General features: G+C 53.2%; 13 protein-coding genes and 2 riboswitches. Of the genes, 3 read left to right on the top strand and 10 right to left on the bottom strand.

Annotated features, from left to right (window positions below; genetic code table 11):
- Window positions 1–24: 24 nt before the first annotated feature.
- Together ACFQI7_RS07870 and ACFQI7_RS07875 are read right to left on the bottom strand one after the other, a co-directional pair.
- Window positions 25–1,263, bottom strand: coding sequence for a Gfo/Idh/MocA family protein (locus ACFQI7_RS07870; protein WP_218098737.1), 1,239 nt, complete (start codon window positions 1,261–1,263; stop codon window positions 25–27).
- A gap of 322 nt (window positions 1,264–1,585) precedes the next feature.
- Window positions 1,586–2,620 carry a LacI family DNA-binding transcriptional regulator gene (locus tag ACFQI7_RS07875; RefSeq protein WP_218098738.1) on the bottom strand — a complete coding sequence of 345 codons (1,035 nt, stop codon included), beginning with the start codon at window positions 2,618–2,620 and terminating at the stop codon, window positions 1,586–1,588.
- Between the two features lie 271 nt (window positions 2,621–2,891).
- Here ACFQI7_RS07875 and ACFQI7_RS07880 point away from each other — a divergent pair, with 271 nt between their 5' ends.
- The 3 genes from ACFQI7_RS07880 to ACFQI7_RS07890 all read left to right on the top strand — a co-directional run bounded on the left by ACFQI7_RS07880 (window position 2,892) and on the right by ACFQI7_RS07890 (window position 5,635).
- Window positions 2,892–3,305: a cbb3-type cytochrome c oxidase subunit I gene (locus ACFQI7_RS07880; RefSeq protein ID WP_218098739.1), complete on the top strand. Its 414-nt coding sequence runs from the start codon at window positions 2,892–2,894 to the stop codon at window positions 3,303–3,305.
- Between the two features lie 145 nt (window positions 3,306–3,450).
- A riboswitch (purine riboswitch) is annotated at window positions 3,451–3,550 on the top strand.
- Window positions 3,551–3,680: 130 nt separating this feature from the next.
- Entirely contained in the window at window positions 3,681–4,274 is a 594-nt protein-coding gene (locus tag ACFQI7_RS07885) for a xanthine phosphoribosyltransferase (RefSeq protein WP_218098740.1), read from the top strand.
- 32 nt (window positions 4,275–4,306) lie between these two features.
- Window positions 4,307–5,635 (top strand): nucleobase:cation symporter-2 family protein, encoded by a 1,329-nt coding sequence (locus tag ACFQI7_RS07890; RefSeq protein ID WP_218098741.1) that lies wholly within the window; start codon window positions 4,307–4,309, stop codon window positions 5,633–5,635.
- Between the two features lie 207 nt (window positions 5,636–5,842).
- On the opposite strand, the gene ACFQI7_RS07895 is transcribed toward ACFQI7_RS07890, so the two are convergent.
- From ACFQI7_RS07895 to ACFQI7_RS07930, 8 genes are all read right to left on the bottom strand, one after another.
- Window positions 5,843–7,156 carry a serine hydroxymethyltransferase gene (locus ACFQI7_RS07895; protein WP_218098742.1) on the bottom strand — a complete coding sequence of 438 codons (1,314 nt, stop codon included), beginning with the start codon at window positions 7,154–7,156 and terminating at the stop codon, window positions 5,843–5,845.
- A gap of 62 nt (window positions 7,157–7,218) precedes the next feature.
- Window positions 7,219–7,299: riboswitch (ZMP/ZTP riboswitch) on the bottom strand.
- Window positions 7,300–7,365: 66 nt separating this feature from the next.
- Complete coding sequence (locus ACFQI7_RS07900; protein ID WP_218098743.1) at window positions 7,366–7,803, bottom strand: Dps family protein; 438 nt, start codon at window positions 7,801–7,803, stop codon at window positions 7,366–7,368.
- A 29-nt stretch (window positions 7,804–7,832) separates the two neighbouring features.
- Complete coding sequence (gene trxB, locus ACFQI7_RS07905; protein ID WP_218098744.1) at window positions 7,833–8,774, bottom strand: thioredoxin-disulfide reductase; 942 nt, start codon at window positions 8,772–8,774, stop codon at window positions 7,833–7,835.
- Window positions 8,775–8,974: 200 nt separating this feature from the next.
- On the bottom strand, window positions 8,975–9,160 hold the full coding sequence (locus ACFQI7_RS07910; RefSeq protein WP_218098745.1) for an aspartyl-phosphate phosphatase Spo0E family protein: 186 nt from the start codon (window positions 9,158–9,160) through the stop codon (window positions 8,975–8,977).
- 180 nt (window positions 9,161–9,340) lie between these two features.
- Entirely contained in the window at window positions 9,341–9,994 is a 654-nt protein-coding gene (locus ACFQI7_RS07915; protein ID WP_218098746.1) for a DUF1961 family protein, read from the bottom strand.
- Between the two features lie 197 nt (window positions 9,995–10,191).
- Entirely contained in the window at window positions 10,192–11,079 is an 888-nt protein-coding gene (locus ACFQI7_RS07920) for an AraC family transcriptional regulator (protein WP_218098747.1), read from the bottom strand.
- Between the two features lie 211 nt (window positions 11,080–11,290).
- Window positions 11,291–12,328, bottom strand: coding sequence for a glycoside hydrolase family 88/105 protein (locus tag ACFQI7_RS07925; RefSeq protein ID WP_218098748.1), 1,038 nt, complete (start codon window positions 12,326–12,328; stop codon window positions 11,291–11,293).
- Between the two features lie 101 nt (window positions 12,329–12,429).
- The gene (locus tag ACFQI7_RS07930) at window positions 12,430–13,764 is read right to left on the bottom strand and encodes an ABC transporter substrate-binding protein (protein WP_218098749.1); all 1,335 of its coding nucleotides are present in this window, start codon (window positions 13,762–13,764) and stop codon (window positions 12,430–12,432) included.
- Window positions 13,765–13,815 lie beyond the last annotated feature (51 nt).

Consider the following 13,815-nt stretch of genomic DNA (forward strand, 5'->3'; position numbering starts at 1 on the left):
TGTAATAGCCTCCTTAAGTGTCCTTTAGTGAATTAGCGTTGGTTTGGTCTGCAGCAGCTCGCGAATAACGACCGGTTTCTTCTCGGCGATCGACACATTCGCGGCCGCTCCGATCAGAAGCGACATCGCGCCTTCCCACGATCCAGCTTGCTGGCCGAGCGGATCTTCCAGATCGCCGGCGAAAATCATGCGGCGCAGCCGCTCGTCCCCGCCGCCGTGTCCGCCGCCCGCTTTGCGGACTTGAACCGTTGTCAGGTCTCCCTTGCGGTCAAATAGACGAATCGTGTTGTGAGACGTCCCCGAGAAAGGACCGCTGGCGAAGTCTTCCGCTTCCATCCTGCCCTTGCTGCCGACGAAAGCGATTCTCCAGCCTTCCATCGGGTTATACGTCGTCAAAGAATAGGAGAGCGAAGCGCCTTTCTCGTACTTGGCCTGGACGGTCATCGTATCATAGATATCGATTTCTTTTGCAAAGACACATTGATCGCGAATATACCCGTCCTCCGCTTCGGCCTGGAAATACAGCTGCTTGATCGTTTCATTGGCCGTAATGTCATAGTAAAAGTCGCATGTATGGCGATGTTCGCATGATTGACATCGTTCGCCGGAATGCGCTCCGTTCCGTCCATAAAACCGCAGATCGCCGAAGCCGTGCACCGTCTCCGGCACGTCGTCCAGCCACCAGTTGACGAGGTCGAAATGATGCGTCGACTTGTGTACCAATAAGCCCCCGCTGTTGCTCATGCGGCGGTGCCATCTGCGGAAATAGTCCGCGCCGTGCTTCGTGTCCAAAAACCATTCGAAATGGACGTTGTGGATATCGCCGACGACTCCGGATGCGAGAAGCTCCTTGATTCGCACCATGTACGGGATAAACCGGCAGTTGAACGTCACGGTAACGCTGCGTCCCGTCTTCTTCTCCGCCGCGAATATCGCGTTCATTTTGTCGGCATCGATCGTCAGCGGCTTCTCCGAAATGACGTCGCAGCCCGCTTCGAGCGCGCGGATGATGAACTCGTGATGATTGCGGTCGATCGTCGTCACGATGATCGTATCCGGCTGTGTCGACTTCAGCATGTTGTCGAAGTCGTCGAATACGGCGATTCCGCTGCCGCCGCATAGACGGCTCATCGTCTCGGCCCGCTTCAAGTTGACGTCGCAGATGCCGACAAGCTTGGCGAACGCCCCCAGCTCGGAAACGAGCGGGCGGGCAAACATGCTGAGCGCCCGCACGCCGGCCCCAACGATTGCATAGCTTTTCATGCCTTCAGTCCTTTCTCATGAAGTATAGTAATCGATTTCTATCTGCAGGATAGCACATCGATCACCGATTTGTCATCATAAAATTTTAAAAAAATGTAAACCTGCCTGTACCCTCGTCATTTGGCCGCGCACAGCCATTCCAAGACCAGGAGCTTCGCGGCGGTGCGGAGAATCCGGACCGTGCGAACCGGGAAATCCCGCTCTTGCCAGCCCGATTGCCGCTCAGACTTGGCCGCGCCTCGCAGAGCCGTAACACATTTGGGATTGGCATATGCCGAACATAAGGGTTCCGCGTCTCCTTTCTACGCTGAACCCTTATGCTTTACTTGATCGCCGCTACGGTGCTGCGTTCGACGAGTTTCGGCTGCAAGACGATGTCCATCTCCGCTTGCCCGCCTTTCATCAGCTCCATCAGCATGCTGTACGCCAGCTTCCCCATCTCGTAGCTCGGCTGATTGATCGTTGTCAGCGGCGGCGCGATCATTTGGCTGAAATCGATATTGTCGAATCCGATGACGGAAATGTGCTCCGGTATTTTCACTCCGTGCGCCGACAGCTCGCTGATCACGCCGAAGGCGGTCATGTCGTTGCAAGCGAAGATGGCCGTCGGCAGTTCGCTCAGCTCCAGCAGCTGCCGCGTAAGCAGCTTGCCGTTCTCGAACTCGCCTCTCGTCTCGTCGCCTTCCGTCGGCTCCGATACTTTTACCAGCCCGTCCTCCACGGCTATGCCCGATTCCAGAAGCGCGTCGCGGTAGCCTTCAAAAATGCTCTGCCGGCTCGGCCGATCCATTGGCGCGGTAACGTAAGCGATACGGCGGTGACCTTGATCCGCCAAATATTTGGTCGCCATGTAGCCGCCCTTGCGGTAATCGAACTTGATCTGGAGGATATCCGGTAGGTCGATCGGCTGATCGATGGCGATCACCTTCAGTCCCAGCTTGATGAGCCGGGCCATTAACTTGCGATTGAACGAGATCGATGAAATGATGACCCCTTTTACCTGATTCTCGAACAGCTTTTCCAAATACTCGTCTTCCTGCTTCGGGTTTTGCAACGAGTTGCACAAAAAAACATGATAATTATTTCGACGCGCCACTTCTTCAATGCCGAGGACGACCGAGGAATAAAACGGATTGCTGATCGTCGGAACGATGACCCCGATCGTCGTGTTCGTATGCGTCTTCAGCTGTTTTCCGACCATGTTCGGAATGTAATCGTACTCCTCGGCCAGCTGTTCTATTTTTTGCCTCAGCTCGCTGCTTACCGGGTAGCTGCTCTTGCTGAGCACTCGCGAGACGGTAGCGGAAGACACGCCGGCGATCCGGGCGATATCATGGATAGTTACGCGTTTTTTCATAAGCAATGGCACGATCCTTTTATGATAGTAATCGATTGCAGTAACAATGATATTACTATAGCAAATAATGCGCACCTGTGAAAGCAACGACGCTAAAACGCCCTATGGAACGGCCGGGGACAGCCCGTCATACTACAATCAAATTTTTGTTATATTATCAAAAAAAAATATTTATTTATAAATTTTATTTAATGATACATTTCGAACCATATCTGAAATATTCGTGCTAAAATCGTCATAAAGTCATGATGAACAAAGGAGGTGAATATCGTTGGGAGTTAAATTAATTAAGATTGCATCCGTTTATTTTGTGATCGGCGTCTTGTTCGGCATGTTCATGTCCATCGCGCATAAATTTGAGTTCGCCTCGGTACATGCGCACATTAATTTATTGGGTTGGGTATCGTTAGCGCTTACAGGATTCGTGTATCACTCGTTCCCGAAGGCGGCCGAATCGAAGCTTGGCAAAACGCATTTCTGGTTACATAACATCGGTCTTCCCATCATGATGATCGGACTTATCATTCTGGTCAGCGGCGGGGGAAATACGGAGCCGGTCATTGCCGTCGGCGGCGTTCTGGTCACGGTTGCCGTCATTGTATTTCTCGTGAACGTGTTCAAAAATGTCGGCGACTCCAAAACTCAGAAGCAATCCGTCTCGCAAAATAAGTCGAGTTCGTTGTAAAGGTGCAAGACCGCCTTCAGTTATCCGCCGCATGATACATATTGTTACAACGCGTGAAAGACGGGCATTCCTCGATGCTCGTCTTTTTCGTGTCGAATTGTCACGAATTTTATATGGCGCATTTGACTTGCTTCGTATATAATGCTATTCAGAATAAGTCCATGCTCGTATAAAAGCAGGAATCGGCCTGCTCGTCTCTACCCGGCCACCGGAATGGCCGGACTACGAGTGATACAACGCCACGGCGGGCGATTTTTGCTGCGCCGCATCGGCTCAATGTCTGTGTATCACTCGAAGTATCTCTCCGCTATCCGGAGCCGGTTCTTCGAGTTTTTTTGTTTTGTTACCCACTTTTACCCTGCTCAGGAGGCCCACGTGAAGCTTTTACAAGACAAGATCATACAAGAAGGGATCGCGCTCAGCGATCAAGTATTGAAAGTAGACGCTTTTCTGAACCACCAGGTCGATCCGGTCCTGATGGCCGAAATAGGCAAAGAATTTGCGGCAAGATTCCATGCGGAACGCATCACGAAAGTATTGACCATCGAGTCGTCCGGCATCGCCCCGGCGGTGATGACGGCGCTGGAGCTGAAGGTCCCGGTCATTTACGCAAGAAAAAGAAAATCGCTGACGCTCCGCGAAGATCTGTACACCGAGAAAGTATACTCCTTCACCAAACAGGAAGAAAGCGAAGTCAGCGTATCCAAAAAGTTTCTTTTCGCGGGAGAACGCATTCTGATCGTCGACGATTTCCTCGCGAACGGCGAAGCAGCCTTCGGATTGGCGCGCATCATTGAGCAAGCGGGCGCGGTCGTATCGGGCATCGGCATCGTCATTGAAAAAGCGTTTCAACCCGGCGGCGACAAGCTGGCGGCCGCGGGCTACCGTGTAGAATCGCTGGCTCGCATCGCTTCACTAGGCAAAGGGCGCATCGTCTTTGCGGACGAACGGCAGCATCAACCCGTCTAACGGAAAAAATATAATGTGAAAGGAACTTTCCCATGTCCGCTCCAAATCAACCGCCTTTACGCCGCTTTTCCCTCGGCTTGCAGCATGTGCTCGCCATGTATGCAGGAGCCGTCATCGTGCCGCTGATCGTAGGCGGCGCGCTCAAGCTGACTCCGCAGCAGCTCGGCTATCTCGTTTCGATCGACCTGCTTACTTGCGGCATCGCCACGCTGCTTCAAGTATGGACGAACCGTTTCTTCGGCATCGGCTTGCCGGTCATTCTCGGCTGTACGTTTACCGCCGTCGGCCCGATGATCGCCATCGGCGGCGAATACGGCATTTCGGCCGTCTACGGTGCGATTATCGTCGCCGGTATATTCGTCGTTATTTTTGCCGGATTGTTCGGCAAGCTGATCCGCTTTTTCCCTCCGGTCGTTACAGGCACCGTCGTTACGATCATCGGGGTGACGTTAATTCCCGTATCGCTCAACGACATGGGCGGCGGGCAAGGCAGCCCGGATTTCGGCGCTCCGTCGAATTTGCTGCTCGCTTTCGGCGTACTCGCCCTCATCATTGTCATGAACCGGTTGTTCACCGGCTTTTGGCGGGCGATCTCGATACTTCTCGGCCTGATCATCGGTACGATCATCGCAGCCTTCATGGGCAAAGTATCGTTCGCTTCCGTTGGCGAAGCTTCCTGGTTTCATATGGTTCAGCCGTTCTACTTCGGCGCACCGACGTTTAACGCTTCCGCCATCATCACGATGGTTCTCGTAGCGGTTGTCAGCTTGGTCGAATCGACGGGCGTCTTCTTCGCCCTCGGCAAAATGGTCGACCGTGACATCCGCTCGGAAGATTTGGCCCGCGGCTACCGTGCGGAGGGACTAGCCATCGTCCTCGGCGGTTTGTTCAATGCGTTCCCTTATACGACGTACTCGCAGAACGTGGGACTGCTGCAAATGAGCAACGTGAAAACCCGCGACGTCATTATTACGGCAGGCGGCATCTTGGTCGTCCTCGGCTTGATCCCGAAAGTAGCGGCCATGACGACGATCATTCCCGCACCGGTGCTCGGCGGCGCTTCGATCGCCATGTTCGGCATGGTCGTATCCTCGGGCATCCGGATGCTCGGCTCGCAAGTAGACCTCAACCGGCACGAGAATTTGCTGATCATCGCTTGCTCCGTCGGCATGGGTCTCGGCGTAACGGTTGTTCCGCAGCTGTTCGACCGACTGCCGCAAATGGTGCAAATTTTGACTGACAACGGCATTGTTGCCGGCAGCATTACGGCGATCGTATTGAACCTCGTGTTCAATGTTGGACGCAAGCAGGACGCCGGTGCCGCCGTTCATGAATCCGCAGCCGTCAAGAAAGCGGGATAGCAACGCGAGGAACAGCAAATGGTCATTTCCTGATATAACACGAACCTCTATCGCAGACGCGCAAGTTTGAAGGCGCCTCGATAGAGGTTTTTTTTACATTCCGGACGTAATCCGCATTGAACGCTTTCTATTTATTTTATAACGTATCCATATTCCAGCCGTTTATGAATTTAGTGTCTGCATGGCGATATCCGATCAAATCCGGGTTTATACGTAAAATGGTTCCGAAGGAAACCGCCCCATGAATTGCTCGATTTCATCGCGAACGCGCTGCAATTCGGCTTCATTCTCCGCATGACGGGTCGCTCGGATGATCCATTCCGCCACATTCGCCATATCCTGATCTTTCATCCCGATCGTCGTAATCGCCGGTGTCCCCAGCCGCACCCCTGACGGATACCACGGCTTCGTATCGCCGGGGATGGCGTTTTTGTTCGCTACGATGCCCGCCGTCTCCCATCGCTTCGCCAGCCAGTTTCCATTCTTCGCGCTAAGACCGTTAGCGGAGCCGACGACATCCAGCAGCAGCAAATGATTGTCCGTTCGGCCGCCCATCAGTTTGAAGCCTTCCGCCTTGAGCATCTCCGACAGCAGTTTCGCGTTGCGCACCACTTGACCTGCATACAGCTTATAGTCCGGGCTCATCGCTTCTTTCAATGCAACCGCCATTGCCGCAATCGTATTCATGTGCGGCCCGCCTTGTAATCCGGGGAATACAGCCCGGTCGATCGCGGCGCCGTACGGTTTCTTGCAAACAATCAGACCGGCGCGCGGGCCGCGAAGAATTTTATGCGTTGTTGTCGTCACAATGTCCGCATGGGGAAACGGGTGCTCATGATAGCCCGTTACGCACAGGCCGCAGATATGGGCAATATCCGCCACCAACAGCGCACCGGTTTCCCGGGCGATTGCTCCCAATTGCCGGAAGCTGATTTGCAGCGGATAGGCCGTCGCGCCGCAAATAATCAGCTTGGGCGAATGCTGCTTCGCCAGGCGGCGAATTTCTTCATAATCGAGCTCATAGCTTTCGTTCAGACGATACTGCACGGCATTGTAATAATGCCCGGTAATATTCACGTTGTGCCCGTGCGTCAAATGTCCGCCGTAATCAAGCGCCAGCCCGAGAAACGTATCGCCCGGCTTTAAAAAGGCGCTCAATACCGCGAGATTGGCCGGCGCGCCGCTCAGCGGCTGGACGTTGGCGTGGTAATCGCCAGGATTAGGCGTGAACAGCTGCAGCGCGCGCCTGATGGCAAGGAGCTCCAATTCGTTCGTATGCTCCTGCCCCCGGTAATACCGGCCGCTCTGCTGCTCCTCACGACTGCCGTTCGACCATAAATACGGATAGCCTTCGGCATATTTGTTCGTGTAAGAAGTGGCTAGCGCAAGCTGCACCGCCTTGGAGCTGTAATTTTCCGAAGGAATCAAGCTGAGCGTACGGCGCTGCCGCTGCGTTTCGGCCGATACCAGTGCGCCGACCTCCTGATCGTACTTCGTAAGATAGCGAACCGCGTTTTCCATACCATCACTCCCGTTTTTATTGTTTAAGTAAAAACAAAAAAGAGCACTTCATCTTTCGATAAAGTACTCGCCCAGGCGTTCGGCACTTGGATTCCGCGTGCTCCCCCATGGTTCCCCATGTTCCGCCAGTCACACACGGCTTTTTCACTTGTCACTATAATATGGAATATTCTGAATATTGTCAATCGCGGGCGACAAAAATAGGTATGTTAGCCGAGAAATGCCGACAGCATCCAAGTATGTTTCTCAAGAGATGAATAGATCGCCAGGAACATGTCTCCGGTTGTCTCGTCCCCTTCTTTGTCAGCCAACGCCATTCCTTCTTTCAGCTCGGCCAGCAGCCGCTCGAAATCTTGCACCGTCGTCGCTACCATCGCATTCGCGTCTTCGTTCCCGGCCGCCTCGGCAACGGACGCCAGCTCCAGTGCTTCGCGCATCGTCGCGACAGGCATGCCGCGGAGCGCCAGCACCCGCTCCGCCAATGCATCGATATGAAGCGCCGCTTCGTTATACAGTTCTTCAAATTTTTGATGCAGCGTAAAAAATTGATTACCTTTGACATACCAGTGGTAATTGTGCAGCTTCACATACAATACCGTCCAGTTGGCAATTTGCCCATTCAATGCTTGAATCATCGTCGTACTCATTGGTCATCCCGCCTTTTTATGAGAATTGGTTACACCGTAACTTGGGCCGCTTCCACTTCGTCCAAAAACTTCTCGCAGTCGAGCGCCGCCATGCATCCGGTTCCCGCTGCGCTGATCGCCTGCCGGTAACGGCTGTCCTGCACGTCTCCGCAAGCGAAAACACCGGGAATGTTCGTTTCGGTCGTGCCGGGCTTTACGAGAAGATAACCGTAATCGTCCGTCGTCAGCTGGCCGCCGAGAAACCGGGTGTTCGGCGTGTGGCCGATCGCCACGAACAGGCCGTCCGTCTCGATGATTTCCTCTTCACCGGTCTCGTTGTTTCTCAACTTCAGGCCGGTCACGCCCCGTTCCCCGGCCACCACTTCCAGCGGCGTCCGATTCAGGCTCCAGCTGATTTTATCATTGTTGCGAGCCCGATCCTGCATGATCTTCGAAGCGCGAAGCTCGCTGCGCCGATGAACGAGCACCACTTCGGAAGCAAACCGTGTCAAATAATTCGCTTCCTCCATGGCCGAATCGCCGCCTCCGACGACGATGATCTTCTTATTGCGGAAGAAAAATCCGTCGCATGTCGCACAGGTGCTCACGCCGCGGCCGACATTTTCTTTCTCCCCCGGAATGCCGATATATTTGGCCGACGCCCCGGTGGAAATAATGACCGACTCCGCTTGCACTTCCCCGATGCCCTCCACCTGAAGCGTATACGGCCGCTTGGAGAAGTCGACTTCGTTGACCCAGCCGGTTTGAAAACGGGCGCCGAACCGCTGCGCTTGCTTTCGCATATTGTCCATCAGCTCGGGCCCCATGATGCCGTCAGGAAAGCCCGGAAAATTTTCAACCTCCGTCGTTGTCGTCAACTGTCCTCCCGGCTCCGGTCCCTCGATGACGAGTGGCGCCAGACCCGCTCTTGCCAAATAAATCGCGGCGGTCAGCCCCCCGGGGCCGGTGCCTATGATAACGGATTTATACATATACAGTTCCCTCCTACTCATTATATTTATACTAAATCTAAATTTATTTACACACCGATCATACCACTGGAAATCATTTCTTTCATGAAGAAATAATGAAACCTCCATGAAGAAATCATGAAGGTTTGGGGAAGCCAGGACCGCTATCATATTGTATGCTTTTCCATTAATCCGTCGTATGATCGAAAGCGACATGCCTGTCAACAGGACCAGCTGTTCAGCACGCCGATTGTTTCCGGCTTGGCTTTCTGGTACACCACGATGTACTCATCCAGCTGCCTGCTGATTTCGAGTACTTTCTCATGATGAAGACACCCGTACTCCGCCGCTTCTTTGATCATCTTATAGCGAAGAGCCTCAATCTTCTCTTTCAAATATAGTTCCATGTTCCCACTCCGTTCTAACTACTGTTATAAAGTAGTATAAAACAGAGCGGTTGTATTATGCTGTTGCATTTTGTCGATAGTTAAAAATTTGCAAAAAAATTTCAAAAATACATATTTTTTGTGAACATTTGTTTCATATTGAAAACATAAGGAAGAATTTTGGCGCCTCCTTGTCCAACGCTATACAGAATACACTTTCAAGTTTGCATATTCGCCAATGAGCGGGGCCATTTGACGAAACCCGATACGGCCTTGGCCAAGCGTCTCACCGAACGTATGCCCGTCATCTTCCCATTGAAGCACGGTCAAGCCGTCCACCGCAAAGGAAATGTTTCCATTCCGCTTCTCCAACTGAAGCCGGTACGCGCGAGTTGCATCGTCGACGTCCGGGATCGGATCGGCGCCCTGCGTAACCAAATGAAAGCCGTAGCTCTTGCGCAAATTGCATGTATGAAAAGCGCGCTCCTCCGGCCATCTTCTGCGAAAATAAGAGAGATGATACGCGTCCATATCGCCATGATGATACATCTCATACTCCCCGGTGCGAGGTGTAAGCGTCGGGGAGAACAAGTCCGCTCCCCCTTTGCCCTGAGCCGCAAAAAACAGAATGCACAGACCCGGCTCGCGAATCGGCCGAAACTCCCATTCGATACGAATGTCGGGAGGAAAAACGGCCGGACACCAAAAAACGAAATTAGATTTTTGCCCTTCGGCCGGGTCCTTCACGCTCTCCAGCCGCATCCGGTTCAGCGGAAACGAAACGGCGGCTTCGCCCTCCAGTACAAAATCGCGAATATCATCGCTTGACGCTAGCGCATTCTCATATATCAACATGAAATTCACTCCTGACTTTGCCTATTTAAAATGGACTTCTATCTTGTACATACGGGCAATTTCGTCCATTCGCCGATGTTCTCGACAAAGAACGTGAGTTTTCCCCATAATGGCCTCGCTATCGACAAAGGAACTTATTTCGACCGGCTTGTGCAAATCGGAGCCGTCACATAGAAACTTCTCGTGCATGCGTTGCCTCATCGCTGCTGTGCCCGTTTTCGAAACATGCCGGGGGTGCAGCCTTCTTTTCTGGCGAACAAGCGGGAGAAAAAGGAGCTGTCCGCAAATCCGACGGCAATCGCGATCGCTTCGACGCTGCGATTCGATTCGAGCAGAAGATGCTTGGCTCGTTCGATTCGAATTTGATGCAGCATTTCCGTTATACTTACTCCCGTTTCCTGTTTAAAAATGCGGATAATGTGCCGCTGGCTCAAATTAAACTGCTGCGCCAAGTCGGACACCGTAATTTTCAGGGCAAAATAACGTTCCAAGTACGTTCCGATTTTTCTGACGACGATTTCATTGCCGATTGACCTTGTAGGACTGATCGGCTCCGTCCCTGCTCTACGCTGGCTGAACCGGGAGAGCAGGATCAAAATCTCGGTCAACTTGTTGCGCGCCACAACGAGATATCCGGGCGGCTCGTGCTTCATCTCATGCAGCAGATCCTCCAGTAGCGCCAACATGGCGGAGGACTCCCGGCTGCTTAGCGACAGGACGGACGTGAACGGTTCATGTTCTTTGAACATCGGGGTCAAGTACGGGAGTCCGGAAACGGACGGCTGATCGGTCAAGCCGGCACGGACAAATTGCGGCATAAACATGCAGTTGATAATTTCCAGCCCGCTTCCTTCCTCCACCCGATATACATGCGGTTCCCCGATAGGAACCACATATATATCGCCGGCATGAATCGGATAGGTAACTTCCCCGATCTTATGCAGCCCCTTTCCGTTCACAACATACACCAATTCGATAAATTCGTGCACATGCTCCGGCGGCGTATTGTGCCTTTCGTGGGACGAGCGCTGAATCCAGAAAAGACCTTCCTCTTTTATGTAATCCTTTAACTTTTTGACGATCACGCTTGCACACCCCCTACCACCAACTATACCGCTTCTCGGTCGTTGATGGTAGGCACTGTGCGCGATTTAGAAGACCTGGCGGCTACGGCCCCGCGCTTGCGAAACGGCAATTTCCAGCTGAATCGCCTGATTGCGCCGCGACTGCCGAGCAGCACACAACGCGTACCGGCAAAGGTACGCGCTGCAGTAAAATGCCGCTATAGAGGGCACATCATTTCAAGCGGTAGGTCAGAAGCGACGACAGGAAGACGAGCGCCAGTCCTTGCCCCCAGCCTTGTACGCGCTGATTCGGGACGTTGCGGTAGCCGTCGGCGTCCTTCATGACTGCCGTTCCTGCAGAAACCGACGTCACTGCTCCGGCGGCAGTCACTTTCCCTAGGACGCCCGCGATCGCCGGCTGAATCGCCTTGTTGTACAGCGGGCTGCCGATCGCTTCGTTGAAACGGACAAGCGCCGCCGCGATGCCCGCCGAGCCGGACGTTTCCGTATAGGACGAAGCGTCCTGAAGCAGCGTATGCCACAATCCGTCGGCGGCCTGCAGCCGAACGAGCGAACTGAGCTGGTCGCGCAGAGAATCGTGAATCTTCATGAAGGACGGATGCGTCACTTCCACATCCTTCAGCGCCATCGCCATCGTGTACGCGGCCCAGCTATTGCCTCGGGCCCAGAACATGGCGGACATGTTGTTCTGCGCGATGTGATCCCAGCCATGATAATACAAGTTCGACTCGGGATCCTGCAAGAACCGTTCATGCCCGTGATACTGCAGCAAGCCGTCTTCCAAATAATCGGCGCGTCCGAGCAGCGTTCCCATGCGAACGAGGAAATAGCCGGCCATGAACATCGTGTCTACCCACGCCTGCTCGGGGAAGTTGTAATTTTGCGACACCGTATGCTGAAAAATGCCGTCGGCAAACCGCGGAGCGTCATGTCGCAAAAAGTCGGCCATCAGCACGGCGGTTTCCAAATAAATATCTTTCTGCGTAGCGTTGTACAGATGAATCAGCGAATGTCCGATCGAAACCGCATTGACGGTCAGCTTCGGCAGCCCCTCCTCCAGTTGGGCGTCCACCCATGCTGCGAGCGCCTGCAAGTAGCTTTCGTTGCCCGTCGCTTCATGGGCTCTGCTGACGCCGTAAAAAGCGACACCCGCCGGCCAATCCCAGGTGAAATCCATGGCGAAGGTGCGGTTTACAATCTTGTCTATCGTCGTTTTCACTTCTTGCTCGTCGTACATTAAAGGTGGCACAATAAATCATTCCTTTTGTCGTATTCGAGATCGTAAGCGCGCCGCCAAGCGGCGGCGAAGCGCGGATTGACGAGAACAGCTTCTATTTGGACTCCCGAGGATTACTTCTTCTTCAAGTCGTCCAGCGCCTTGTTCGCTTCTTCCTCCGCTGTTCGCAGCATCGTATTGATATCCATTTGGCCGGAAGCGAGCTTATTCAAGTTTTTCGTATAAATGGAAAGGATATTCGCTTTGCTCTCCTCCACCGTCTTGTCGGCGATCTTCGGATATTTATTGTAGAAAAAGGCGCCGTAATTTTTGCCCTTGAACGCACCTTCCGAGCCGAGCGCCTTTTGAATTTGCTCGTTTTTGAGCGTCGTCATCAAGCCTTTCTTGGAAATTTCCATTTGGAATTCGTCCGAAGTAAGGAATTTCAGCACCTGCATCGCAGCATCCTTGTTTTGCGCCTGCTTCGTAATGGCGAATATGCCCGGGTACGACTGCGGCCCGACGCCCGGAAGATCGCTCATCGTCGGCATCGACACAATATCCCAGTTAAAGTTCGACAGCTCCGTTTTTTGCACAAGCGGCAGCACCGGAGACGACGGGAACGTGGCCAGCTTCTGTTCCTTCGAGAACGGAGCCAGGTCGAGAATTTTTTTATAGTCGGTCATCGCTTTCTGGTATACCGGACTTTGGGTAGGCTCGATAAGCTGCGTTTGCAAAAGCTGCTTCCACTTGTCGCTGTTGATCGTCGATTTCATCGTCGTTTTGTCGATCAGCGGAAGCGAGTAAGGGTTGACCAGGAACAAATGGTTGACCGAAGGCGAGAACCCGGTGTAAGCGACCCCGTCTCTCTCCACGTTCAGCTTCTTCGTCAGCTCGTTGAACTGATCCCACGTCATGCCGTCTTTCGGATAAGGCACGTTCAGCTTGTCGAACAAATCTTTATTGTAAAACATTGCCATCCGTTCGTTGTACACCGGGAGCCCGTAAATGGCTCCATTGCCGAACTGCTTCATCATATCGATCAGCGACGGCTCGAACCGGCCGAGATCGACCTGATGCTTCTTTAACAAATCGGTCATATCGAAGTTCAGCTCGGAGGCGATATTGCTTGTCGGGAACGAACCGATGGAGTCCCACTGGATGTCGATCCGCTGCCCGGCATTGATCAAATCGTTCAAGTCTTTGCCAGGGACAACCCGCTGAATGTACGTGATCGTATAGTTCGGAAATTTTTTGCGAATGGCGTCGCCGTACCGCTCATTGAAGCTTTCCTCCGAATCGCGGCTCATCGAATAAAAGATCAGCTCCGCCTTCTCGCTTGCTATTTTGGAAAGATCGTCCGACCCTGACGCTGACGCAGGCGCTTTCACTTCTTTGCCGCTGCACGCTGACAGGGCCAAGCTTACAGACAATACAACCGCTGCAGTTCCCCATGATCTGTTTTTCATCAGAACCCCACCTCTATGGTTTAGTAGCTATCCGGTCCTGGGCTTGCTCGC

The organism is Paenibacillus allorhizosphaerae (assembly GCF_042659105.1).
In the GTDB taxonomy this organism is placed as follows: Bacteria; Bacillota; Bacilli; order Paenibacillales; family NBRC-103111; genus Paenibacillus_G; species Paenibacillus_G allorhizosphaerae.

What these genes read in the sequence shown, in the direction of transcription:
- ACFQI7_RS07870 (WP_218098737.1), bottom strand. Translation starts at nt 1,263, where the DNA reads ATGAAAAGCTATGCAATCGTTGGGGCCGGCGTGCGGGCGCTCAGCATG.
- ACFQI7_RS07875 (WP_218098738.1), bottom strand. Translation starts at nt 2,620, where the DNA reads ATGAAAAAACGCGTAACTATCCATGATATCGCCCGGATCGCCGGCGTG.
- ACFQI7_RS07890 (WP_218098741.1), top strand. Translation starts at nt 4,307, where the DNA reads ATGTCCGCTCCAAATCAACCGCCTTTACGCCGCTTTTCCCTCGGCTTG.
- ACFQI7_RS07895 (WP_218098742.1), bottom strand. Translation starts at nt 7,156, where the DNA reads ATGGAAAACGCGGTTCGCTATCTTACGAAGTACGATCAGGAGGTCGGC.
- ACFQI7_RS07900 (WP_218098743.1), bottom strand. Translation starts at nt 7,803, where the DNA reads ATGAGTACGACGATGATTCAAGCATTGAATGGGCAAATTGCCAACTGG.
- trxB (WP_218098744.1), bottom strand. Translation starts at nt 8,774, where the DNA reads ATGTATAAATCCGTTATCATAGGCACCGGCCCCGGGGGGCTGACCGCC.
- ACFQI7_RS07910 (WP_218098745.1), bottom strand. Translation starts at nt 9,160, where the DNA reads ATGGAACTATATTTGAAAGAGAAGATTGAGGCTCTTCGCTATAAGATG.
- ACFQI7_RS07915 (WP_218098746.1), bottom strand. Translation starts at nt 9,994, where the DNA reads ATGTTGATATATGAGAATGCGCTAGCGTCAAGCGATGATATTCGCGAT.
- ACFQI7_RS07930 (WP_218098749.1), bottom strand. Translation starts at nt 13,764, where the DNA reads ATGAAAAACAGATCATGGGGAACTGCAGCGGTTGTATTGTCTGTAAGC.